The sequence below is a fragment of the Paraburkholderia sp. UCT70 genome, assembly GCF_050434085.1.
Lineage (GTDB): Bacteria > Pseudomonadota > Gammaproteobacteria > Burkholderiales > Burkholderiaceae > Paraburkholderia > Paraburkholderia tuberum.
On record NZ_JBNPVZ010000004.1, the window covers coordinates 1,156,637 to 1,181,346 of the forward strand.

Here is a 24,710-nt window from a genome sequence, read left to right on the forward strand (position 1 = left end):
GTCCGGGCGGTGCGGGACGCGCAACGAAAGCAGAAGTACCGCTGACGCGAAAGCCGAAGCCAACGACACGGGATGGAACAGTGAGCAATCAACTCTCTCCACACATGGCTGGTCCGATCAAGACCGAAGAAGAAGACGTCGTCCTCGGACAACTGGTGCAGGTGATCCTCGACGACATCTGGTGGCTGCTCGCGATCACCGCGATCATCGTCGCGATGGCGGTCGCGTACTGCTACCTCGCCAAGCCGACTTATTCGGCCGATGCGCACGTGCGCGTCGAGCAGTCCGACAGCATGTCGCAGGCGCTCACGCAAACGCAGACCGGCGCCGCGATCACCAGCGGCTCGACGTCGCTGCCGACCGACGCCGAGATCGAAATCATCAAGAGCCGTGGCGTGGTCGCGCCGGTCGTGCAGCAGCTGAAGCTGAACTTCAGCGTTACGCCGAAGACGATCCCGCTGCTCGGCAACATCGCCGCGCGCCTCGCGACGCCGGGCCAGCCCGCGCGCGCGTGGCTGGGGCTCACGTCCTACGCATGGGGCGGAGAAGAAGTCGACGTCGATTCGATCGACGTGACGCCGTCGCTCGAAGGCGAGAAGCTGCTGCTGCGCGTGATAGACGCGCAGCACTATGAACTGTTCGCGCCGAACGGCTCGCTGCTGCTGCGCGGCCAGGTCGGGCAGCAGGCGCAGGGCGGCGGCGTGACGATGGTCGTCAACACGCTGGTCGCGCGCCCCGGGCAGGAGTTCACCATCGTGCGCTCGAACGATCTCGATGCGATCACCGCGTTCCAGTCGGCGATCACGGTGCAGGAGCAGGGCAAGCAGACCGGCGTGATCCAGATCTCGCTGGAGGACAAGAGTCCCGAGCATGCGGCGCTCGTCGCCAATGCGCTCGCGCAGTCGTATCTGCGCGAGCACGTGTCGAACAAGCAGGCCGACGCGAGCAAGATGCTCGACTTCCTGAGGAGCGAGGAGCCGCGCCTGAAGGCCGATCTCGAACGCGCGGAGGCCGCGCTGACCGCTTATCAACGTCAGTCCGGCTCGATCAACGCGAGCGACGAGGCGAAGGTCTACCTCGAAGGCAGCGTGCAATACGAGCAGCAGATCGCCGCGTTGCGTCTGCAGATGACGCAACTCGCCGAGCGCTACGGCGACGACCATCCGACGCTCGTCGCCGCGCGTCAGCAGATGACCGAATTGCAGGCGCAGCGCACCAAATACGCGGACCGCTTCCGCGATCTGCCGGCCACCGAAGTGAAGGCCGTGCAGTTGCAGCGCGACGCGAAGGTCGCCGAAGACATTTACGTGCTGCTGCTCAATCGTGTGCAGGAGCTGTCGGTGCAGAAGGCGGGCACCGGTGGCAACGTCCATATCGTCGACGCCGCGCTGCGCCCCGGCGCGCCGGTCAAGCCGAAGAAGATGCTGATCATCTCGGCGGCCGTGATTCTCGGGCTGATCGCGGGCACCGGTTTCGTGTTCCTGCGCCGCAATCTGTTCAAGGGCATCGACGACCCCGATCACGTCGAGCGCGCGTTCCATCTGCCGGTGTTCGGCCTCGTGCCGCAAAGCGCCGAGCAGGTGCAGCTCGAAAACAGCTATGCGCGGGGCGGCGAACGGCTGCGTCCAGTGCTTGCGAACGCGCGGCCGAAGGACGTGACGATCGAAAGTCTGCGCAGCCTGCGCACCGCGATGCAGTTCACGCTGATGGACGCGCGCAACCGCATCGTGATGCTGACGGGGCCGATGGCCGGCGTCGGCAAGAGCTTCCTCAGCGTGAACCTGGCGATGCTGCTCGCCCATTCGGGCAAGCGCGTGTTGCTGATCGACGGCGACATGCGGCGCGGCGCGCTCGAACGTCAGATCGGCGGCATGCAGGAGAACGGCCTGTCGGAGTTGCTGAGCGGCCAGATCTCGCTGGAAGAGGCGATTCGCGGTTCGAACATCGAAGGCCTGAGTTTCATTTCGTGCGGCCGCCGTCCGCCGAATCCGTCCGAACTGCTGATGTCGCCGCGTCTGCCGCAGTATCTCGACGGCCTCGCGAAGCGCTACGACGTGATCCTGATCGACACGCCGCCGGTGCTCGCGGTGACCGATGCGTCGATCATCGGCGCGTATGCGGGCTCGACGTTCTTCGTGATGCGCTCGGGCATGCACAGCGAGGTCGAGCTGGCCGATGCGCTGAAACGCCTGCGCTCGGCGGGCGTACACGTGCAGGGCGGCATCTTCAACGGCATGCCGGCGCGCTCGCGGGTCGGCTACGACCGCGGCTACGCGGCGACTCAGGCATACCTGAGCACGTGACGCGGGCTCCGCACTCGAGCACCGACTTCTGCACGACAGGAACAGAGGACATCACGATGAAACTGACGGTACTGGTACCGACCTATCGCCGCCCGGCCGATCTGGCGCGCTGCCTCGCGGCGCTCGAACGGCAATCGCGCGCGCCCGACGAAGTGATCGTGGTCGCGCGCGTCGACGACGACGCGACGCATGCGTGCCTGCGCGATCCGTCCACGGGCGGCCGCCTGCCGCTCGTGATCGCGCCGGTGGACATACCGGGCCAGGTCGCGGCGCTGAATCGCGGGCTCGACGCCGCGAGCGGCGACGTGATCGCGATCACCGACGACGACGCCGCGCCGCGCCGCGACTGGGTCGAGCGCATCGCGGCCGCGTTCGAAGCCGATGCGCGCCTCGGCGCGCTGGGCGGGCGCGACTGGGTGCACGAGAAAGGCCGCGTGCTCGACGGCGAGCGGCCGCTGGTCGGCAAGGTGACCGCGCACGGCAAGATCATCGGCAATCATCATCTGGGTGTCGGTGCGGCGCGCGAGGTGGACATCCTGAAGGGCGCCAACATGAGCTACCGGCGCGATGCGGTGCGCACGATCCGCTTCGACGCGCGTCTGCGCGGCGCGGGCGCGCAGGTGCACAACGACATGGCGTTCAGCCTCGCGGTGAAAAACGCGGGCTGGAAGCTCGTGTACGACCCGCAAATCGCGGTCGATCATTTCCCGGCCGAGCGTTACGACGACGACAAACGCGACGCGCAGACGATGGCCGCGCTGCGCAACGCCGCGTTCAACTTCCATCTGATCCTGCGCGACCAGTTGCCGCCGCTGCGCCGCGAAGCCGCGTGGTGGTGGTGGACGCTGGTGGGCACACGGCTTTATCCGGGCCTCACGCATGCGGCGCTCGCGCTGTTGTCGAAGCAGGCGCAGTTGAAGCTGTCGCGCTGGCGCGAGGTTCGCGCAGGCGCGCATGAGGCGCGGCGCGCGCTGTCGAAGAGCGGAGTGTCCGCATGAGCACGAAGGTTCACGTTCATCTCTTTTACGGCGCCGATCCGCGTTTTTATCGCAAGGGCGACGATATCGGCTGCCTGTACGGTTATCACCATGCGCAGTCCGAAGCATTCGCGCTGACTTATTCGCAAGACGCGCGCGAAAGCCGGCCCGTGCGGCTCGTACGGCGCGCGCTGAAGGCCGCGCTCGGCTTCGATTTCATCCATACGTGGCGCAATCGCGCGGAGATGCTGCGCTCGGACGTGATCTGGACGCATACCGAGCAGGAGTGGCTGTCCGCCGCGCTGATGCTGCTGCTGTGCGGACGCAAGGCGGGGCCGGGCGCGTCGCCGCTGCTGCTCGCGCAAAGCGTGTGGCTGCTCGACAAGTGGCCGTCGTACGGCATCGCGCGCAGCTGGTTGTATCGCAAGCTGATGACGCGGGCCGATCGGCTGACCACACTCGCGAGCGAAAACGCCGGGCTGTGCCAGGACTATTTCCACCGCGACGCGACGCCGCTGCTGTACGGCCTGAACACGCGCGACTTCCCGGTCACCCCGCCGACGCAGTGGACGCCTCGCACGCCGCTGCGCATCGCGGCGATCGGCAACGATCGCGACCGCGACTGGGAGACGCTGATCAAGGCGGTCGGCAACGATCCGCGCTACACGGTGAAGCTCGCGACGCGGCGGCGCATTCCCGCGTCGCTGCGCGCGTCGAATGTCGAGATCGCGCTGTTTTCCGGCATCAAAAAGCAGCACGAGCTGTACGACTGGGCCGACGTGATTGTCGTGCCGCTGCGGCCGAACTCGCACGCGTCGGGTATCACGGTGATGCTCGAAGCGGCGGCGGTCGGCAAGCCGATGGTCGCGACCGACGTCGGCGCGCTGCGCGACTATTTCCCCGCCGACGAAGCCGCCTACGTGCCGCCGTTCAATCCGCAGGCACTGCGCGATGCGCTCGACCGGCTCGCCGCCGGGCCTGACGAGGCGCTGCGCCAGGCGCAGGCAGCCGCGGCCGGTCTGCTCGCGCGCGATCTGACCACCCAGCACTACGCGATGCAGCACGTGCGGATCACGCGCGAGATGCTGAGCTCGCGCGGGCAGGCGAGCGCGCACGCCGGCGCGGCCACGCACGCGCAGCCCGCCGCACCCGGGCGCGAATCGCGCGGAGGCCTATAAGCGATGTCGACGATTCCGCGCGCGAACCCGTTGCCGCCGACAGGCGCGGCCAACGCCGCCCCTGCAAAACACGGCGCGAGCGGGCTGCTGTCAGGCGGCCCGCGAGAATGGCTGCCGCCGCTCCTGCTGTGGCTGATCGCCGCGGTGCTGATCGTCGCGCATCAGGGCACGGTGCTCACGCTGGCGTTTCCGGTGCTGGCGATCCTGACGGGTCTGTGGCTCTACTTCAAGAGCCCGGCGCGCTACATCGGCTTCATGTGGTGGCTGTGGTTCCTGAGCCCCGAAGTGCGGCGTCTCGCCGACTGGTCAAAGGGCGCGTTCACGCCGACGAGCCTGATCCAGGTCGCGCCGCTCGCCGTCACGATGATCAGCGGGCTGTCGCTGCTGCGCTACTACCGGCTGCTCGCGCAGCGCCGAGGCTTGCCGGTGCTGCTGATCCTGCTCGGCTTGATCTACGCGTTCCTGATCGGCGTGATGTCGAGCGGCCCGCTCGCGGCCACCTACGACCTCGCGAACTGGCTCTACCCGATCCTGATCGGCTTTCACATCATGGCGCACACGCGCCAGTATCCGCAGTATCGCGACACGATCATCAACACGTTCATCTGGGGGATGCTGGTGATGGGCGGCTACGGCCTGATCCAGTTTTTCATCATGCCGCCGTGGGACGCGCTGTGGATGCTCGGCTCGCAGATGAACTCGCAGGGCGACCCGGTGCCGATGGGCGTACGCGTGTTCAGCACGATGAACTCGTCGGGCCCGTTCGCGTTCGCGATGATGGGCGCGATGGTGTTCGTGATGGCCACGCAGCATCGCGTGCGCTGGATCGCCGCCGCGCTCGGCTTCTTCTCGTTCGCGCTGAGCCTCGTGCGCTCGACGTGGGGAGGCTGGGTCATCGCGCTCTTGATCCAGCTCGTGAAGTCGAACAACAAGGTGCGCTTGCGCATCGTCGCGAGCGCGGTACTGCTCGCCGGCTTGTGCGTGCCGCTGCTCGCGGTCGGTCCGGTGGCCGAACGGATGCAGGCGCGGCTAAACACGATCGTCAATCTGCACGACGACCAGAGCTACGCGGCGCGTAACGAGTTCTACGCGACCTTCGCGAAGACCGCGTTTACCGACGTCTCGGGCGAGGGCATGGGCGCGACCGGCACCTCGACGAAACTTTCCAACGACGGCGGCCAGCTCGGCCAGTACGGCAACTTCGACAGCGGCGTGATGAACATTCCGTTCGTGCTCGGCTGGCCCGGCACCTTGCTGTACATGTCCGGCATCGTGTGGCTGCTGACGCGCGCGGTGCTCGGCTCGTTCAGGCTGCGCGACGACAAGTTCGTCTCCGCGTGCCTGAGCCTGTGTCTTGCGACCTTCGCGATGCTCGTGTTCACGAACTCGCTGGTCGGCACCGGCGGCCTGCTGCTTTTCATGGGCGCCTTTTCGATTCTTTCCGCGGTTCACCACGAAAAAATGAACCGCGCACGTACGCTATTTCTCCACGGAGGCACGGATTGAGAGTCGCCATTGTCACGCACGTAGTGCGCCATAACGACGGCCAGGGGCGCGTCAACCACGAGATCGCGCGCGCGGCGCTCGACGAGAACATCCGCGTGACGCTGGTCGCGTCGCACGTGGCGCCCGAGCTGCTCGCGCATCCTAACGTGCGCTGGGCGCCGGTGAAGATCGGCCGCTGGTGGCCCACCAATCTGCTGCGCCAGCAGGTGTTCGCGGCGAAGAGCGCACTGTGGCTGCGCGCGCATCGCCGCGACTACGACGTGCTGCACGTGAACGGCTTCATCACGTGGATGCGCGCCGACGTCAATACCTCCCATTTCGTGCATAGCGGCTGGTTCGCGAGCAAGTACTACCCGTTCGGTCTCACGAAGGGCGTGTGGTCCGCGTACCAGTCGGTCTATACGCGCTGCAACGCGTTGCTCGAGCGCTGGGCGTACCGGCGCTCGAAGGTGATCACCGCGGTGTCGCAGAAGGTCGCCGACGAAATCCGCGCGATCGGTCTCACGCCGCGCAACCGCGTGGACGTCATCTACAACGGCGTCGACACGCAGGGCTTCGCGGCGGCGAGCGGCGATCGCGCAAAGTTCGGGTTACCAGACGATGTGTTCCTGCTGCTGTTCGTCGGCGATCTGCGCACGCCGCGCAAGAATCTCGGCACCGTGCTCGCCGCGTTGAAGCATCTGCCCGAGCATGTGCAGATCGCGGTGGCCGGCTTTCTGCCGGGCAGCCCGTATCCGGACGAGGCGAAGGCGCTCGGCATCGCGCATCGCGTGCATTTTCTCGGGCTCGTGAAGGAGATGCCGGTGCTGATGCATTCGGTCGACGCGTTCGTGTTCCCGTCGCGCTACGAAGCGATGAGTCTGTCGCTGCTCGAAGCGATGGCGGCGGGGCTGCCCGTCGTGACCGCGCGCACGGCCGGCGGCGCCGAGATCATCACGCCCGAGTGCGGCATCGTGCTGGACGATCCCGACGACCCGCAAGCGCTCGCTCGCGCGGTCGCGCAACTCGCCGGCGACGACAGCGCGCGCCACGCGATGGGCAAAGCCGCGAGCGAACTCGCGACCGGCTTCGGCTGGGCGCGCATGGCCGCGCAATACATCGCGCTGTACCGGCAGCTGGCGGGGCAGCAGGAAAACCGCCGGCGCAGCCAGACGGAAGCGACGGTCGTCGCGCAGAACGATGCGCTGACGCTGAACCATCTCGCCGGACAGAAGAGCGTGGAATGACCGCGCGAAGCGCGCCATCCACGTCTACACATAGCAACTCACCGGAAGCAACACACAGGGGCACACCATCATGACGACTGGCTCAATCAAATCACTACAGATCGGGATGCACTGGTTTCCCGAACGCGCGGGCGGCCTCGACCGCATGTACTACTCGCTGGTCGGCGCGCTGCCGGGCGCGGGCGTCGCGGTGCGCGGCGTCGTCGCCGGCTCGCCGAAAGTCGCGGCCGATACCGGTGGCGCGATCAACGGTTTCGGCCCCGCCGCGCAATCGCTGCCGCTGCGGCTAATGGCGGCACGCCGCGCGCTACGCCACGAAATCCGCACATCGCGGCCAGATGTGATTTCGTCGCACTTCGCGCTCTATACGTTTCCGGGGCTCGACGTAACGCGCGGCATTCCGCAGGTGTCGCATTTTCAGGGACCGTGGGCCGACGAGAGCCACGTCGAAGGCGCCGATTCGTTCGGCCAGCGCGCGAAGCGTTATCTGGAGCAGTCGGTATACGCGCGTTCGTCGCGGTTGATCGTACTGTCCGACGCGTTCGGCAAGATTCTCACGACGCGCTACGGCATCTCGCCGGAGCGCGTGCGCGTGGTGCCGGGCTGCGTCGATGTCGAGCAGTTCAATCTGCCGATCACGCAGGCCGAGGCGCGTCTGCGTCTGCAATTGCCGCAGGACCGACCGATCGTGCTGGCGGTGCGACGGCTGGTGCGGCGCATGGGTCTCGAAGATCTGATCGATGCGGTGAAGCTGCTCAAACGCAGAGCGCCCGACGTGCTGCTGCTGATCGCGGGCAAGGGTCGGCTCGAAGGTGAGCTGGAGGCACGCATCGCCGACGCGGGGCTCGAACACAACGTGAAGCTGCTCGGCTTCGTGCCCGATCAGCATCTGGCGGCGCTGTATCGCGCGGCCAATCTCAGCGTCGTGCCGACCGTCGCGCTGGAAGGCTTCGGGCTCATCACGGTCGAATCGCTCGCGTCGGGCACGCCGGTGCTGGTGACGCCGGTCGGCGGATTGCCCGAGGCGGTGGCGGGATTGTCGCCCGATCTGGTGTTGCCGGAGACCGGCGCAGCTGCGATCGCCGCGGGTCTCGCCGGCGCGCTGAACGGTACGCTGAAGTTGCCCGATGCGGATGCATGCCGCCGCTATGCGCGCGAACGCTTCGATAACGCGGTGATCGCGAAGCGGGTCGCGGCGGTGTATGCCGAAGCGATTGCGGGGAGCGTGCTGCATTGAAGTGCAGCGGCGGCGGTTCAATCGAATGAAAAAAGGGCGGGGCTCGGATCGCTGCGTTCGGGCCTCGCGTTCATGTCGCCGCAAGACCGGCAAAAAAACAGGCTACCAATAACGGCACTTTTCTGTTGAACTTGAGCCCGGATCAGCCCCTGGCCGCGATTTTCCAACCTTATTTTTCAAATCCCTGAAACGTGGCGCCCGGCGTCGACTTCGTCACGTTGACGTCACACATCCGCGACGATAATCCCCGCGCCCGAAAGTACAAAAACACACGGGCGTCCCGCCAAAAAGCGGGGACCTTGTATTTTCAGATCTCGGGGATTCTCAGATGACCATCCGCCACCGCATCACGCTTCTCGTCATTCTGATGCTTGTCGCGCTATCCGCCATTGGCGGATACGCTGTGCTTCAGACCCGCAACAGCGCCGCCAACGTCAGGCAGGTCACCCAGGGCGTCGTGCCGAGCGCGCTCGCGTCGGCAGACCTCGTATCGCAGGTCAAGGACGTGCAGCTCGCGATGATGACGCTCGTCTATGCGCCTGACGCGAACATGGTCTCGCAGGCTCAAGACCTGCTGAAGAGCAAGGAAGCGTCGTTGCAGGCGGCGCTCGACGTGCAGGCGAAGGCCGCGCAAGGTCAGGCCCAAACCGGGCTCGTGAGCCAGGCGCGCGACAGCCTCGCGAATTATTTCAACGCGGTCAACGACACCGCGAAGATGAAGGCCGACGGCAAGAACGAACTGGCGCAGGCCTATCTGTTCGCGAACGTCGCGCAATACCGCGATGAACTCGAAGGCATCGTCGAGACGCTGCGAATCGAAAAGAACCGCCAGAAAGACGCCGCGATCGACGAACTGAACAGCGCGCTCGCCACCACGACGACGGCGATCGGCGCCGCGACCGGCGCGGCCATCGTCGTGCTGTTGCTGATCAGCGCGCTGCTGTATCGCCAGATCACCCGGCCGCTGAGCCGCATGCAGGTGGAGATGAGCGAGATCGCGGCGAGCCAGGACTTCACGCGCCGCGTGCCGGTCGGACGCATGGACGAGATCGGTCATTCGATCGTCGCGTTCAACGGCATGATCGAGAAGATCCAGCAAAGCTCGCTGCAACTGAAGCAGAAGACCGCCGATATCCAGGCGATGCTGCAAAACATGCAGCAGGGGATTCTGACGGTGGTCGAAGGCGTGGTCGTGCATCCGGAGTACTCCGCCTATCTCGAGGCCATCTTCGAGACGCGCGAGATTGCGGGCCGTCCGTTGCTCGATCTCGTGTTCGGCGGCACCGATATCAACAGCGATGCGCTCTCACAGATCGAAGCGGCGCTGCAGGCATGCATCGGTGAAGACAGCATGAACTTCGAGTTCAATCAGCACCTGCTCGTCAACGAGATCGCCAAGCCGATGGCCGATGGCCGCGTGAAGACGCTTGATCTGAGCTGGTCGGCGATCACCGACGAACACGACGTCGTGCTGCGTTTGATGCTGTGCGTGCGCGACGTGACCGAACTGCGCGCGCTCGCCGCCGAGGCCGGCGAACAGAAGCGCCGGCTGGAAATGATCGGCGAGATTCTCGCGGTGAGTCAGGAGAAGTTCCATCACTTCGTCGAAAGCGCGACGGGCTTCATCAGCGAGAACGAACGGATCATCCGTCAGCATCACGAGCCGAGTCACGAAGCCGTCGCCGAGCTGTTCCGCAACATGCACACCGTCAAGGGTAATGCGCGCACGTACAGCCTTCAGCATCTGACCGGCATCGTCCACGAAACCGAACAGCGCTACGACGCATTGCGCCGCGCTGACAGCAGCGAAGCGTGGGACCAGCAGCTTCTGATCGAGGATCTGCAGCGCGTGAAGGCCGCGCTCGAAACCTACGCGACGATCAACGAAGTGAGCCTCGGCCGCAAGGGGCCGGGCCAGAGCGGCGCGGTGGATCGCTACCTGATGGTCGATCGCGAGTTGATCCAGAAGCAGCTGGATCTGCTCGAAAGCGCCGATCCGGCCGACCGGGACGCGCTCGTGTCGATGCGCGAATCGTTGCAGCGCGAACTGCGTCTGTTGGGCACCGAATCGATCTACGAAGCGCTCGCGGGCGTGCTCGACTCGGTGCCGTCTCTGGCGGCCGAACTCGGCAAGGAGGCGCCGGTCGTCAGCATCGACAACAACGGCTACCGCGTGCGCAGCGAGGTCAGCCATACGCTGCGCAATGTGTTCACGCACCTGCTGCGCAACTCGGTCGACCACGGCATCGAGCCTGCCGCCGAGCGTGTCGCGAACGGCAAGGACCCGGCCGGCGTCATCGAACTGGAAGTGGGCGTCGACCATCACGCGCTGCAGATCACCATCAGCGACGACGGCCGCGGTCTCGCGCTCGCGAAAATCCGTGGGGCCGCGATCGAACGCGGCTGGATCGACGCCGATGCCGCGCTCAGCGACGAAGCGATTGCCGAGATGATTTTCCGTTCCGGCTTCTCGACCGCGCTGACCGTCAGCGAGATTTCGGGCCGCGGCGTCGGCATGGATGCCGTGCGCGATTTCGTGCGGCGCGAGCATGGCCGCATCGAATTGCGTTTCACCGACGATCGCCGCGGCGCGGACTATCGCCGCTTTCAGACCGTCGTGTCGTTCCCCGGGGACTGGGCGGTGGACAGTCTCGACGCGTCCGCCGATGCAGCGCGCGAGCGTGACGAGGATGCGTTAGCAGGCTGACGGCCTGATGGATTGAACGAAGCGATGGGAGCAGGTTGTGCTTGAAAGTTATCTTTTGGCCGCAGGCGTTGGCGGTATCCTCTGCGCACTCGCGACGGGAATTTTTTATCGTCGGAAGCTTCGCGCGGGTGCGCAGGCGCAACGTATCGACGCGCTCGCGCGGCAGGCTCTCGAGCAGCAACTCGACGCGGCGGTCCGGCTCGCCGAGCAGGCCAACAGCGAGCGCGCCGCACTGGAGTCGATGCTCGCCGATCTGCGCGCGCAAGCCGGGCAGTGCGCGCACGATCGCGAAGCGTTGCAGGCGTCGCTCGACGCCGCGAGTTCGCGAAGCGACGAATGGCTGCAGCATGCGACGCGGATCGCGCACGAGGCGGGCCGTCTGAAAACGCTGACCATCACGTTCGAGCGTTGGCACGAGCAGATGATTTCGCTGATGTCGCAGAACCGCGACATGCACAAGAAGAACCAGGAGCTGTCGTCGATCGTGCAGCACGTGCTGATCGTTTCGCTGAATGCGTCGATCGAAGCGGCGCGCGCCGGCACCGCGGGGCGCGGCTTTTCGATCGTCGCGGGCGAAGTGCGCTCGCTGGCGTCGCGCTCGCAGGAGTTGTCGAAGAGCTATCGCGAGAGCCTGCATCGCAACGACCTGACGACGGCGGCGACGTTCCAGGACATCCAGGCCGGCGGCAAGATGATCACGGCGTCGCTCGGCGGTGTCGAAGTGCTGGCGACCCAGTTCCAATCCCGGCTCGAGCAGGCCGCGGCGTGATTACCGATCAGGCGAAGCAAAGCATCGCGGACATCTTCTGTCACGCGGCCCGCGCGAGATTGCCCGCGACGCCGGGCGATTCGTGCGAGATCACGGCGGTGCCGAGGTGGGATCGCGATCATCCGGCCGGACCTTGCGCGATGGCGTTGACGATCTCGTCGATCGGCTTTCGTCTGCTGTTCGTGCTGCATTTCGGCAAGGACGACGCGACGCACGCCTACTACGCCAGCGGCGACACGACGCGTTCGCTGTCGGAAACGCTGATGGAACTCGGCAACCTGTGCTGCGGCTACATGAACCAGCAACTGGTCAATCATTTCCCCGATCTTGGCATGTCGACGCCGTATGAATTGAACGGCGCCTGTGTCGAGTATCTGGACGAGTTGCGGCCCGATCACGTGTGGGCGTACGAGCTGACGATCGGCGGTGCGGCCCGGCTGGGTGTCACGTTATGTCTATGCGCGCAGGCGCCGCTCGATTTCAAGGCTGAACTCGCCACGGCCGACGAGGCCGAAGGCGAACTCGAACTTTTCTAGCCCCTCAACACTGCATTCGCAGACTGAAACACGATGAATACCAGCAAGCCCGTCAGCAAGCTGCTCGTGCTCGACGACTGTCCGGCACACGCGCAAGCGCTGAAGCTCTTTTTCGACGAACACAACCTGATCGCACTGAAGGTGCGCGACAGCAACCGCCTCGGCTCGGTACTGGCCACCAATATCGATCTCGGCGGCGTTCTGCTGGCGGATAACTACGGCGGATCGGTCGAGCAGGCGGCTACGACCGCCGCGCGCATCAATGCCTTGCGCCCCGAACTGCCGGTGATCCTGCGTTCGAGCGGCAACGCGCCGCTCGAACGGCTTCCGAAGCCGTTGACGAACGCGGCATGCGCGCATTTCAATGCCGCCGATCTGACGACGCTGCGTGAAGCCGTCGATCAATACATCTTCAGCCTCGACTTCCCGAACGCGCTCGTGCGCGGTATCGCGGAGATCACGGAAGCGCGGCTCGCCACGTTGTTCGACGGCGTCACGGTGCAACGCGACACGCCCAGTATCGTGCGCGATCGAATCATCTTCGGCGAGGTCTTCAGCCTGATTCCGCTCGAAGGCAGCTGGTGTCGCGGCTATATGTTGATGCAGGCCGAAGAGGAGCCGCTGCTCGGCATGATCGATCGCGACCGCGCGGCACGCGACCCCGGCATGGGCGCGGGGCAACCGGGCTTTCGCGATCTGAACGACGTGCTCGGCGAATTGACCAATCTGATCTGGGGGGCATTCAAGGACCGCTTCCTCGGTCAGCAGAACGCTCGCGAAGCAAGTCAGGTGCAGGTGCCACTGCTGGTCAATCACAAGCATCGCTACATCTCGTTCGGCTCGGACAATCCGCAGTTGCGGTTTCAATATCGATTGAGCGACGCCGCGAGCGGACAGTCGGTGTCGATCGACCAGCGCTTCGTTTTCAACCTGAGCTGGTCACCCGAAGATTTTTCTGAAAACGCGGTGGATGTCGACGATCTCGTCGAGTCCGGCGAACTCGATCTGTTTTGATACGACGCGTCGGTGACGCAAGGGAATGGTTATGGCAAAGATTCTGGTGGTGGACGATTCGAGCACGGTACGCGATGAAGTCGCGGGTTTTCTGGCGAAAAACGGTCTCGACGTCGCGACGGCCATCGACGGCAAGGATGGCCTTGCGAAGCTGAAAACGGATTCGAATATCCGCCTGATCGTCAGCGACGTGAACATGCCGAATATGGACGGCCTGACGATGGTCGAAAAAATCCGCGGCGAACTCGCGAACAAGACCGTCAACGTGATCATGCTGACGACCGAAAGCAGCCCCGCGATGAAGGAGCGCGGCAAGGCCGCCGGCGTGAAGGGCTGGATCGTCAAGCCGTTCAAGGGCGATGCGGTGCTCGAGACGTTCCGGAAACTGGCGGGTTGACGGGGCAGTGTGCGGCGAGCCCCGCCGCACACGGATGCCGTGTTAGAACGTCTCGTGGTGCTCGTTGCGCGCGATGTCCGCCTGCACCATCATCTGGCACAGCTGTTCGAGCGAGGTTTGCGGTTGCCAGCCGAGCGTGTCGCGCGCCTTGTCCGCGCAGCCGATCAGCAGGTCCACTTCGGCCGGCCGATAGAACTTCGGATTGACGCGCACGAGCGTCTTGCCGGTCGCGACGTCGATGCCGGTCTCGCGCTCGTCCTTGCCCGACCATTCCAGCTGATAGCCGGCCGCCGTAAACGCCATGCGCACGAAATCGCGAACCGTTTCGGTGCGGCCGGTCGCGAGCACGAAGGTGTCGGGCGCGTCGGCCTGCAGCATGCGCCACATGCCCTCGACGTATTCGAGTGCGAAGCCCCAGTCGCGCTGCGCGCTCAGGTTGCCGAGTTCGAGCACGTCCTGCTTGCCGAGCTTGATCTTCGCGACCGTGTCCGAGATCTTGCGCGTGACGAATTCGCGGCCGCGTAGCGGCGATTCGTGATTGAACAGAATGCCGCTGCTCGCGAACAGGTCGTACGACTCGCGATAGTTGATCGTCGACCAGTGCGCGAACAGCTTCGCGACACCATACGGGCTGCGCGGATAGAACGGCGTGCTTTCGCGTTGCGGCACCGCCTGCACGAGGCCGAACATCTCGGAGGTCGACGCCTGGTAGAAGCGTGTCTTCGGGCTCAGGATACGCAGGCCTTCGAGCAGATTCAGCGCGCCGACGCCGGTCACTTCAGCGGTGGTCACCGGCTGGTCGAACGACACGCCGACGAAGCTCTGCGCGGCGAGGTTGTACAGCTCGTCGGCCTGCGTGCCGTCGAGCAGGCGCAGCGTCGAGCCGAGGTCGGTGAGGTCGTGTTCGACGAGACGCAGATTCGGATGATCGAGCACGCCAAGCTCACGCATGCGCCAGAAGTTGACCGAACTCGTGCGCCGGTAGGTGCCGGTCACGTGATAGCCCTTGTCGAGCAGCAGCCGGGTCAGATAGGCGCCGTCCTGTCCGGATACGCCGGTGATGATCGCTTTGCGTGGTTGGCTCATAGCTTGCCTTCTAGTTTGTGAGAGAAAAGAGAGCGGAACGCGCGTAAGGGCCTGACTCAATGCGCGTTGTCCAGCAGCCGCCGCACCAACGGTTCGACGACCCGATAATCCTGTTCGGCCTTCAGCCGGTACAACTCCGGCTTTGGATGCGCGCCGTCCGACATCAGCGACTTCCAGTCGGGCAGGCTGCTCACATACATGTATTGATCGACGAGCGGCACCTGCTGTTCGGCGGCCACGCGTCGCGTCATCGCTATCATCGCGGCGAGCCGGGCGTTGAGCCGGTTATCGGGCATCGGGTTCGAGGTCTGCAAAACAGGCTCCTTGCCGAGCGCTCGCGCGGTTTGCACGAGCGACGTCTCGGCCGCGTAAAACTGCTCGGGCGTCTGGTTGTGCATCACTTCGTTGATGCCGTAGTTGATCAACACGATCCGCGCGGGCGAGGCGGCGAGACGTTCGCGCCACGGCAGTCCCGCCGTCGGCCCCGCGCGACGATTGCCGGTGCCGTCGCGCAACTGCCAGGCCATCGTGCCGCCTACGCCGTAGTTCGTGACGCGCACGCGCTCGCCGTCATGCGCCTGCAACGCTTGCTGCAGATACGTGACGGCGTTGCGGGCTTGCGGGCCGCAGTGGCCATCGCTGCAGGTGATGCCGAGCGTGGTCGAGTCGCCGTAAGCGTCGATCAGCAGTTGCGTCGGCGATGACACTGCCGGCCCGGCCACGGCCGCGCGCGTTGTAGGCGCGATCAGCATCAGCGCCGACACGACACCCAGCACGCGGGCAGCAACAACGGCCAGGCGGTTCATGCGCGGCCTTGCGGTGCTTGCCGTGCAACGTCAGCGCCGGCGCGGGTCGTCGCTCCCGACCCGCGCGCGCCGAAAATCAGGCGCTTCTCGAATGCGAACCACGTGATGCTCGCGTACACGAGCGTGATAGCGAGCGCGATCGCGGCGCTCAGATAGCGATTCAGATGCAGCGGCCACACCATGTACAGCACGCTCAGGTGGATCAGATAGATCGTGTAGCTGATGGTGCCGATATAAACGAGCACGCGATTGCACAACAGCCGCTTCACGATGCCCTTGCTCTGCAACGCGATGACGACGATCGATGTACACAGCACCAGCGACACGCTATACAGCCCGGCATTCGACAACGGCGTATTCGCTGCGCGAAAACGCGGGTAGTGCAGATGCAGCCATGCCAGCACCGCGAGCGCGGCCAGAGCGCCGAGCACCGCGAGTCCCTTGAACGGTTCGAGCGCATTGCGATCGCGCCGCACGGCAACCGCGAGCAGCGCGCCGGCCGCGAGCAGATCCATGCGGAACGGCGTCAGGTAGTAGATCGGCCAGAACGAATCGAACCACGGCGTCGCGAGCGCGCGCAGCAGCGGCACCAGAACGATCAGCGCGGCCGCCACCAGCCCAAGCAGACGCTCGGGCACGAGCAGGATCACGAACGGCCAGAAGATATAAAACTGCTCCTCGACCGCGAGCGACCACAGCACGTTGAGGCTGTCATGACCGCTTTGATTGAGCGCATCGCCGATATTGGTCGCGAAGAACGCGTACCAGTACCAGTGCTGCGCCCACGCGAGGCCGAACAGCAGCGACGACACGGCCATCAGCAGCAGGTACGGCGGCAGGATGCGGCGCGCGCGCCGCGCATAGAAATAGCTGAAATACGACTGCTGGCGCGACTTGCGATCGAGCAGGATGCCGCTGATCAGAAAGCCGCTCAAAACGAAGAACAGATCGACGCCCATCCATAGCGGCGCTTTCAACGCGTGCTGCGCGAACACCGCGAGCACGGCGATCGCGCGCAGACCGTCGAGCTGCACGATGCGGGAATGGGAGGGCGCGAGGGGCAATGCGCTGGCTGTCATGAACCGTCCATGGTGTAAAGCGGATGAGCCGGGCGAAGCGCCGCGCGGTTCGCCACGGCTTGCCAGCGAACAGGCGCGCGCTTCGCGTCGCAACTGAAGTGCAATCGATTCTAGGGAAAAGAAACTCGAGAAAAAACCCGTTGGAATGGGCTAATTGAATCAGATTGAAACAGGGTATTTCTTTGGCCATTCTCGATAGATTTATATGTTTATGTGGTGAGCATCGGGCAATCCGTAATAAATGCGCATTGCGTGATATCACATCGGTAGGAACGGGGAATCGTCGCGACCGAGGCAACTGACGGCGAGGCTTGCGCTTTTATCGCTTTTTTAAATCGTTTCTTTTTGCGACGCATAAGCGGACGAATATTTTTGAATTATTTTCGATTTTCGTCACCGCATTTTTTCCGCGTAACTTAGCCGTGCGGACGGCTGCCTTCAGGCGCCGCGCTTCAATCGGTTGCGCTTCGTTTCGCTTTGCCACATCACTGAATTTCGCCCCGAGCGGGCGCAGGTCCGCGTGCATCGCGTTGACCGGACATCGACTGGAGGTTCCGCCTTGCGCCGTATCACGTTCAAAAGCTGGTTGGCCCTGACAGCCTGCGCTGCCGGCGTCGTCGCCGCATCGGCCAGTCTGCCGGCTCGCGCCGAAACCGCTTTGAACGCGAAGACCTCATGGATCGGCAACAGCTTCGGCTTTGGCGATGGCACATGGACGCAGATCGATATCACCGCGATCGCGGTCACGCCCGACGGCAAGGTCTATACGAACGCGCCGTGGGACGAAAGCGGCGCTGAAGCGAGCGTCTATCAGGACGGCAAGATGCTCGGCTTCGCGGGCGGCACGCATGGCTGGGGCAACGCCGGCGGCAATGCGATCGCGGTCAACCGGAAGTATGCGTTCGTCGCGATCGCGGTCGGCAATGAAAAGGGACGTCTGGTCGAGCCGGGCGTGTGGCCGGACAAGGGTAAGCAATGGTTTGGTATCTCGCGGCGCCTGATCGACGAGCCGAAGCGCGTGGCACCGTTTCAGCCCGCGGCTAAAAACGCGGACCCGCACGCGCAGCTCGCGGCCGGCTTTCTGATGATGAACGAAGTGCCGACCGGCACGAACGCCGAGATCGGCGGGCTCGCCGCGAACGACACGACGCTGTTCGCGGCCAATACCGCGCGCAATCGCATCGAAGTCTACGATGCCGAATCGATGCAGCAGAAAGCGACGTGGAACGTGCACGAGCCTGGACGTATCGCGCTCGCGCCCGACGGCACGCTATGGGTGCTCAGCGGCACGCGCGGCGATCGCGCGCCGGGTATCGAGCATTACACGGCGACCGGTCAGCGCATCGACGAGACCATCACGCTGCCGGCCGATACGGTCGCGGTCGGCCTCGCCGTCGATGCGCAAGGCCGCCTCCTGATCGCCGATAACGGTCCGCGCCAGCAGGTGCTGTTCTTCACGAAGCGCGACGGCCGCTACACGGAGTCGGGCACGCTCGGCGAGCGCGGCGGCATTTTCAGCGGCGTCGCGGGCAAGCCCGGACCGTTGCGATTCAACGGGTTGACCGGCGTGGGTGTCGATGCGCGCGGCAACGTGTACGTGTCGACCAATGGCATCGGTCCGCGTTACGAGCCGATCGGCGCGGGCCTCGGCGCGACGCTCGAAAGTTATGCGCCGAACGGCAAGCGCAACTGGCAGGTCGAGGGGCTGCTGTTCGTCGACGGCGCGTGGATCGATCCGGCCCGGCCCGACAGCGTCTATACCGGCAACAAGCGCTTCGAACTCGATTTGTCGAAGCCGTCTGGACAGGACTGGAAATACGCGGGGTTCCTGTCGAATCGGTTCAAGTACCCGGACGATCCGGTGTTCCATACCGACCAGTATCCGGGTCTGCCGATCGCGCGGCGGTTGAAGGGGCACACGTTCCTCTATCTGACCGATATGTATGCGGATCATCTGAAGATCTATCGCTTCGATCCGCAGCATGACGGCGAGACCGCGATTCCCTCGGGATTTATCGCAGGTCGCGAGCGCGCGGTCGCGAAGGTGCCGAATGCACCGCCGGGTGGTGACTGGATCTGGCGCGACACGAATGGCGACGGGCGCTTCGATCGCGACGAATACACGCTGAACACGAGTGGCACGAAGCTCGCGGGCGGCTGGGGCTGGTGGGTCGACATGGCCGGCGACATCTGGCGTACCCGGGATACAAAGGGCATCTATCGCTTCCGTTTCGGCGGACTCGACGCGAAGGGCAACCCGGTCTACTCGTACTCGAACCTGACGCAGTACCCGGTGCCGGCACCGTTCAGCGAACTGCATCGCGCGATCTATGAATCGGACACCGACACGATGTACGTGAGCGGCTATACGGCCGATATGCCGACCGCGCAGGGCTTCTGGAAGGAAGTGGGGCGCGTGCTGGTGCGCTATGACAAGTGGTCGAGCGGCAAGCCGGTGCAGCGCTACGCGATCACGCTGCCGTGGCAGACGCAGAGCAAGCCCATCGCGACGATCATCGGCGTCACGGTCGAGGGGCAATACGTGTTCGGCGTCGAGCCGGTCGGCGCGGTGCACGTGTGGGACAAGGACAGCGGCAAGGAACTCGGCGTGATCCGGCCGGGCCCCGAAGTGGGCCGCGCGTCGGGTTGGGTCGACGTGCCGAACGGTATCAGCGCGACGAAGCGCGGCGATGGCGAGTACCTGGTGTTCGTCGAGGAAGACGCGCGCGGCAAGGTGCTGATGTATCGCTGGAAGCCTTGAGGTGCGTTGGCCTCGCTGACGCAGCCCCGCACGCAATCTAACCGCAAAACCGAAGGGATTCGATGGACAAGGGCATTCTCAGGAACGTAGCGATCAACTTTTTCGGGCTCGTGCTGCCGACGTTCGTGTCGCTCGTGACCGTGCCGTCGTATATCCGGCTGCTCGGGGTCGAGCGCTACGGTGTGATCAGTCTCGTGTGGACGCTGATCGGCTACTTCGGGATTCTCGATCTCGGCATGAGCATGGCCGCGCAGAACCATATTTCGAAGGCGCGCGCGTCGGGCGATCAGCAGGAAAGCGCGCGCGTGTTCTGGAGCGCGACGTGGCTCAATCTGACGACCGGCGTGGTCGGCGGTCTGATCATCTACTTCGGCGCGTTCCTGTACACCGCGTATTTCACGAAGGTATCGCCCGAGCTGCAGCACGAAGTCTATATGGCGCTGCCGTGGCTCGCGGTCGCGATTCCGATCGCGAACGTGTCGTGGGTGTTCGCGGGCGCGATCAATGGCGCGGAACGCTTCGGCGTCTACAACACGAACCAGACGATCGGCACGTTCCTGTTCCAGCTGCTGCCGCTCGGTGCCGCGTGGTGGCTCGGCGCGACTTTGCAGAACGTACTCGCCGCGGCAGTCGTCGCGCGGATTCTCGCGGCGTTGCTGCTCGGCCGCTACGCGCTGAAAGTGCTTGAAATACGCAGCATTCAGCCGCCGCGGCTCGGCGTCGCAAAGGGGCTGTTCAACTTCGGTGGCTGGATGCTGATCGCCAGCGTGACGACGATGGTCGCCGATTCGCTCGATCGCGTAATGCTCGGTTCACGGCTCGGCGCGCGTTTCGTCACGTACTACACGGTGCCGCAGAACCTCGTCACGCGTCTGAACATCGTGCCGACCGCGCTGGTACGCACGCTGTTTCCGCGGCTTTCCGCAGTCGGCCGCGCCGACGCCGACACGATCACGCAGCAATCGCTCGAATTTCTGAACGGCGTGTTCACGCCGGTTGCGCTCATCGCGATGCTGGTGCTCGAACCGTTCCTGCATCTGTGGGTCGGCAACGAGATCGCGACGGTCGCGGCGCCCGTGGGCCGCATCATGATCGTCGCCGTGTGGCTCGTCGGCCAGGCGAATGTGACGCGCATCCTGATTCAGTCACAGGTCAATCCAGCCACCGCCGCGCGCATCGGCCTCGTCGAGTTGCCGCTTTTCGCCGGCGCGTTGTGGCTCGGTATCACGCATTTCGGGCTCACGGGCGCGGCGGTCGCGGTCGCTGCCCGCGCGATGTTCGACTACGCGGTGCTGCTGCGTTTCGCCGCGATCCGCGCGCGCCAGATCGTGCTCGACATGCTCGCCCATCTCGCTTTCCTGCTCGCCAGCCTGTGGCTCGCCAGCTTCCTGCCGAGCCTCGCGCTCGCGATCGCCGCCGGTGTGCTGATGGTCGGCGCGAACGTCGCGTGGTCGATCACGATGACGCCCGCCTTGCGCAATCTTGCGCGTTCACTGCTATTGCGACTGAATCCGAGGAAAAGCGCATGAACCAAGACGTCCTTGAAAAAAAACTGTTGAGGCCCGCGACGCGCAGCGCGCTCGACGAACTGACGAGCGTGCCCGGCATCCAGCCGGCACCGCGCCGTACCGCACCGCGCGCGAGCAAAAGCGTGCGCATCGCGATCGTGCACGACTGGCTCGTCACCTACGCGGGCGCGGAGAAAGTGCTCGAGCAGATCATCGCGTGCTTTCCCGATGCGGACCTGTTCAGCCTCGTGGACTTTCTCGACGATCGCAGCTTCCTGCGCGGCAAGCCGGTGACGACGTCGTTCATCCAGAAGTTGCCGCTCGCGCGCAGCAAGTACCGCTCGTATCTGCCGCTGATGCCGCTCGCGATCGAGCAGCTCGACGTGTCGGCGTACGACGTCGTGATCTCGAGCAGTCACGCGGTCGCCAAGGGCATTCTGACCGGTCCCGATCAGGTGCATATCAGCTACGTGCATTCGCCGATCCGCTATGCGTGGGATTTGCAGCATCAGTATCTGCAGCAGTCGAAGCTGACCAACGGCCCGAAGTCGGCGCTGGCGCGGCTGATTCTGCATTACATGCGCAACTGGGATATCCGCACGTCGAACTCGGTCGATGACTTCGTCGCGAACTCGGCGTTCATCGCGCGACGCATCAAGAAGGTGTATCAGCGCGACGCGCAGGTGATCTTCCCGCCGGTCGATGTCGAGGCGTTCACGCCGTGCACGGAGAAGGAAGACTTTTATCTGACCGCCTCGCGCATGGTGCCGTACAAAAAAATCGATCTGATCGTCGAGGCGTTCGCGCGGATGCCCGAGCGCAAGCTCGTCGTGATCGGCGACGGACCCGACATGGCGAAGATCCGCGCGAAGGCGGGGCCGAACGTCGAGATCATGGGCTATCAACCGTTCGAGGTGCTGAAGGACCGCATGAGTCGCGCGAAGGCATTCGTGTTCGCGGCCGAAGAGGACTTCGGCATTTCGGTGGTCGAGGCGCAGGCTTGCGGCACGCCGGTGATCGCGTACGGCAAGGGCGGGGCGCTCGAAACGGTGCGCGATCTGTCCGAACCGAAGCCGACCGGCATGTTCTTCGATGAGCAGGATACCGACTCGATCATCGCTGCCGTGAATCGTTTCGACGAGCTTCGGCACCGGTTCCTGCCGGAGAATTGCCGCGGCAACGCCGAGCAGTTTTCGGCCGCGCATTTTCGCGAGCGCTTTTTCTCGCAGGTGCGCGCGGCGGTGCCCGCGTTGCACACGGCGACGCTGCCGGCCTATACGCCGTATCGGCCGGCCGTGCAGGGCGCCGCGAACGTGCCGCGCATTCTCGCCGTCGATCAGAGCGGCGTGCTCGGCGGCGCCGAACTGTCGCTGCTCGAAATCGTCAAGGCGCTGCGCTCGCGCATCGAGGTCGTGCTGTTCGACGACGGGCCGTTCAACACCGCACTCGCGAAAACCGGCGTCGAGGTCACTGTACTCGATGCCGGCGCGCTCAAAAATGTGCGCAAGCAGGGCGGTTCGATGCCAAAAGGTCAGGCGTTGAAGGGACTCATCTCACTCGTGCGTGCCACCGCGAAACGCGCGCGCAAGGTGGATGTGATCTACGCGAACACGCAGCGGGCGATGGTCATCGGCGCGGTGGCCGGCAAGCTCGCGCGACGGCCGGTGGTCTGGCATTTGCGCGACATCGTCAGCGCCGAGCATTTCGGCGGCAAGCAGCTTGCGATCATCAAGTGGTGCGCGCGGCTCGGCCTCACCCATGTGATCGCCAATTCGGCTGCGTCGGCGCAGGCGTTTGCGAAGCTCACGCGGTTCGACAGCAAGCGCATCGACGTCGTGTTCAACGGGATCGCCGCGGAACCGTTCGACGCATTGCGCACGGTGCCGCAAGCGGTGCTGCGCGAGCGCCTGAATCTGCCGCGCGACGCGTTTCTCGTCGGCTCGTTCAGCCGGCTTGCGCGTTGGAAGGGGCAGCATGTGCTACTCGAAGCGATGGTGCTCAATCCGCAGATGCATGCGGTGCTGGTCGGCGCGGCGCTGTTCGGCGAGGACCAGTACGAGAGCGAACTGCGCGCCTTCGTCGCCGCGCACAAGCTTGGCGAGCGCGTGCATTTTCTCGGCTTCCAGCACGATATTCCGGCCTGCATGTGCGCGGTCGATTCAGTTGTGCATACGTCGATCACCCCGGAGCCGTTCGGCCGCGTGATCGTCGAGGGGATGCTCGCGCAGCGGCCGGTCGTGGCGTCGCGCGCAGGCGGCGTGCTCGAAATTATCGACGACTACGAGAACGGCGTGCTATGTACGCCGGGCGACGCGCATGCGCTCGCCGATACGCTCGCCGAATTGCGCTCGAACGGCGACTTGCGCGACAAACTGGTCAGGAACGGCTATCGGACCGCGCAGGAGCGCTTCGGCACGCGCAGCTATGTGGATGGGGTTGCGCAGATTCTGACCGGCGTGGCAGCGCGGTGACGAGGTGATTTTTACGCGAGGGTAGACGAGGGCTTGGCCAGTCCTTGCTTGGCGTAGCGGAGCGAAAGTCTCGAACGACTTTCGCTCCGTTTTTTTTATTGCACCGCCGGGTGGCTTTAGAGTTGCCAAGAGAATCTGGACAACACCTCGCGCGGCGACAGGTTGATTACTCGCTCAGAAGGCGCTTGAGTTCGTCAAGGAATGAAGCAGTAGTGTGGCCCCACAGATTGGGATCAAACCCTGCGCGTCGAGACTTCGGCATGCGCGCGAAGCGCCTCAGCCACAAGTTGCCCGCATCAAGCTGGCACGCAGGATTATCCGCGAGCCGCAGCGCGCCGCTGCAATGGATGCAATAGCGCTGATCACGCAGAACACCGGCACACCGGACGAACCCCGACCGGCATCGATTCCTGACGGTAAAGTGGCTCAACGCCGCCCTTTTTGTTGAACCGCGATTGCGGAAATATGCATTGAAAATGAGATACGCGAAATCATCGTGAATATTTGTCAAAAAGTCTCAATCTCAAATTAAGGGTGCACTGAAGAAAGAACTGCTGGAGCATCTACGGCGCACCCGGGCCATACGCCGCTCGCGCCATCACACCCAGAAAACGGACGATCACGGCAGGATCCGTGAGGCGGTATCAATCCGTGAACGCCCCGCCACTGTGGAAGACCGTGCGGTGCCGGGGCACTGGGAAGGCGATCTCCTGTGTGGCAGCGGCGGCAGCCAGATTGCAACGCTTGTAGAGCGTCAGACACGCTATGTAATGCTGGTGAAGATCGCGAGCAAGGACAGCGAAACAGTAGTCAATGCGCTCATCAGACATGCTGGAAAGCTGCCGAAGGAACTGTATAAATCGCTTACCTGGGATCGGGGATCAGAGATGGTGAACCACAAGCAGTTCACCATTGCCACCGACGTTGCCGTGTACTTCTGCGATCCGAAACACCCCTGGCAACGGGGCTCGAATGAAAATACCAATGGCCTGTTGAGACAGTCCTTCCCGAAAGGCATCGACCTGTCGGTCTACTCACAGGCCAAACTCAATGCCGTGGCTCGAAGGCTGAACGAGCGTCCAAGGAAGACACTGGATTACGAAACGCCGGCTGAACGGTTCCATCGAACTATTGCATCGACCGGTTGAA

17 protein-coding genes and 1 pseudogene are annotated in these 24,710 nt (G+C 64.3%); 15 read left to right on the forward strand and 3 right to left on the reverse strand.

The window, feature by feature from the left end:
* The first annotated feature begins 104 nt into the window (after window positions 1–104).
* From OKW41_RS30970 to OKW41_RS31020, 11 genes are all read left to right on the forward strand, one after another.
* The gene (locus OKW41_RS30970; protein WP_429576509.1) at window positions 105–2,303 is read left to right on the forward strand and encodes a polysaccharide biosynthesis tyrosine autokinase; all 2,199 of its coding nucleotides are present in this window, start codon (window positions 105–107) and stop codon (window positions 2,301–2,303) included.
* A gap of 56 nt (window positions 2,304–2,359) precedes the next feature.
* Window positions 2,360–3,301, forward strand: a complete 942-nt coding sequence (locus tag OKW41_RS30975; RefSeq protein WP_429575014.1) for a glycosyltransferase family 2 protein — start codon at window positions 2,360–2,362, stop codon at window positions 3,299–3,301.
* Complete coding sequence (locus OKW41_RS30980; RefSeq protein ID WP_429575015.1) at window positions 3,298–4,458, forward strand: glycosyltransferase family 4 protein; 1,161 nt, start codon at window positions 3,298–3,300, stop codon at window positions 4,456–4,458. The genes OKW41_RS30975 and OKW41_RS30980 overlap by 4 nt, the downstream gene beginning before the upstream one ends.
* 3 nt (window positions 4,459–4,461) lie before the next feature.
* Window positions 4,462–5,964: a glucose-6-phosphate isomerase gene (locus tag OKW41_RS30985; protein ID WP_429575016.1), complete on the forward strand. Its 1,503-nt coding sequence runs from the start codon at window positions 4,462–4,464 to the stop codon at window positions 5,962–5,964.
* A complete protein-coding gene (locus OKW41_RS30990) occupies window positions 5,961–7,190 on the forward strand; it encodes a glycosyltransferase family 4 protein (protein ID WP_429336445.1) in 1,230 nt (409 codons plus the stop codon). The genes OKW41_RS30985 and OKW41_RS30990 overlap by 4 nt, the downstream gene beginning before the upstream one ends.
* Window positions 7,191–7,260: 70 nt before the next feature.
* The gene (locus OKW41_RS30995) at window positions 7,261–8,427 is read left to right on the forward strand and encodes a glycosyltransferase family 4 protein (RefSeq protein WP_429449792.1); all 1,167 of its coding nucleotides are present in this window, start codon (window positions 7,261–7,263) and stop codon (window positions 8,425–8,427) included.
* Window positions 8,428–8,755: 328 nt separating this feature from the next.
* Complete coding sequence (locus OKW41_RS31000) at window positions 8,756–11,134, forward strand: ATP-binding protein (RefSeq protein ID WP_429575017.1); 2,379 nt, start codon at window positions 8,756–8,758, stop codon at window positions 11,132–11,134.
* A 37-nt stretch (window positions 11,135–11,171) separates the two neighbouring features.
* Complete coding sequence (locus OKW41_RS31005; RefSeq protein ID WP_429575018.1) at window positions 11,172–11,903, forward strand: methyl-accepting chemotaxis protein; 732 nt, start codon at window positions 11,172–11,174, stop codon at window positions 11,901–11,903.
* Window positions 11,900–12,439 (forward strand): hypothetical protein, encoded by a 540-nt coding sequence (locus OKW41_RS31010; RefSeq protein WP_429575019.1) that lies wholly within the window; start codon window positions 11,900–11,902, stop codon window positions 12,437–12,439. The genes OKW41_RS31005 and OKW41_RS31010 overlap by 4 nt, the downstream gene beginning before the upstream one ends.
* Before the next feature lie 33 nt (window positions 12,440–12,472).
* On the forward strand, window positions 12,473–13,453 hold the full coding sequence (locus OKW41_RS31015; RefSeq protein WP_429575020.1) for a chemotaxis protein CheX: 981 nt from the start codon (window positions 12,473–12,475) through the stop codon (window positions 13,451–13,453).
* A gap of 31 nt (window positions 13,454–13,484) precedes the next feature.
* Window positions 13,485–13,850, forward strand: a complete 366-nt coding sequence (locus OKW41_RS31020; RefSeq protein WP_018418019.1) for a response regulator — start codon at window positions 13,485–13,487, stop codon at window positions 13,848–13,850.
* Window positions 13,851–13,892: 42 nt separating this feature from the next.
* Here the strand turns inward: OKW41_RS31020 and gmd are convergent, their stop codons facing one another.
* The 3 genes from gmd to OKW41_RS31035 are packed head-to-tail and all read right to left on the reverse strand — an operon-like array spanning window position 13,893 to window position 16,821.
* Entirely contained in the window at window positions 13,893–14,936 is a 1,044-nt protein-coding gene (gene gmd / locus OKW41_RS31025) for a GDP-mannose 4,6-dehydratase (RefSeq protein WP_090804840.1), read from the reverse strand.
* A gap of 56 nt (window positions 14,937–14,992) precedes the next feature.
* Window positions 14,993–15,742, reverse strand: coding sequence for an SGNH/GDSL hydrolase family protein (locus OKW41_RS31030; RefSeq protein ID WP_429575021.1), 750 nt, complete (start codon window positions 15,740–15,742; stop codon window positions 14,993–14,995).
* A complete protein-coding gene (locus tag OKW41_RS31035) occupies window positions 15,739–16,821 on the reverse strand; it encodes an acyltransferase family protein (protein ID WP_429449803.1) in 1,083 nt (360 codons plus the stop codon). Before OKW41_RS31035 ends, OKW41_RS31030 begins: the two co-directional genes overlap by 4 nt.
* A gap of 559 nt (window positions 16,822–17,380) precedes the next feature.
* Between OKW41_RS31035 and OKW41_RS31040 the strand changes: the two genes are divergently transcribed.
* The 4 genes and pseudogenes from OKW41_RS31040 to OKW41_RS31055 form a co-directional block, all read left to right on the forward strand.
* Window positions 17,381–19,582: a hypothetical protein gene (locus OKW41_RS31040; RefSeq protein WP_429575022.1), complete on the forward strand. Its 2,202-nt coding sequence runs from the start codon at window positions 17,381–17,383 to the stop codon at window positions 19,580–19,582.
* A 62-nt stretch (window positions 19,583–19,644) separates the two neighbouring features.
* Window positions 19,645–21,111, forward strand: a complete 1,467-nt coding sequence (locus OKW41_RS31045; protein WP_429575023.1) for a flippase — start codon at window positions 19,645–19,647, stop codon at window positions 21,109–21,111.
* The gene (locus OKW41_RS31050) at window positions 21,108–23,561 is read left to right on the forward strand and encodes a glycosyltransferase family 4 protein (RefSeq protein WP_429575024.1); all 2,454 of its coding nucleotides are present in this window, start codon (window positions 21,108–21,110) and stop codon (window positions 23,559–23,561) included. The genes OKW41_RS31045 and OKW41_RS31050 overlap by 4 nt, the downstream gene beginning before the upstream one ends.
* Before the next feature lie 524 nt (window positions 23,562–24,085).
* A pseudogene (locus OKW41_RS31055) lies at window positions 24,086–24,709 on the forward strand (IS30 family transposase); the annotation flags it as partial.
* Between the last annotated feature and the right edge of the window lies 1 nt (window position 24,710).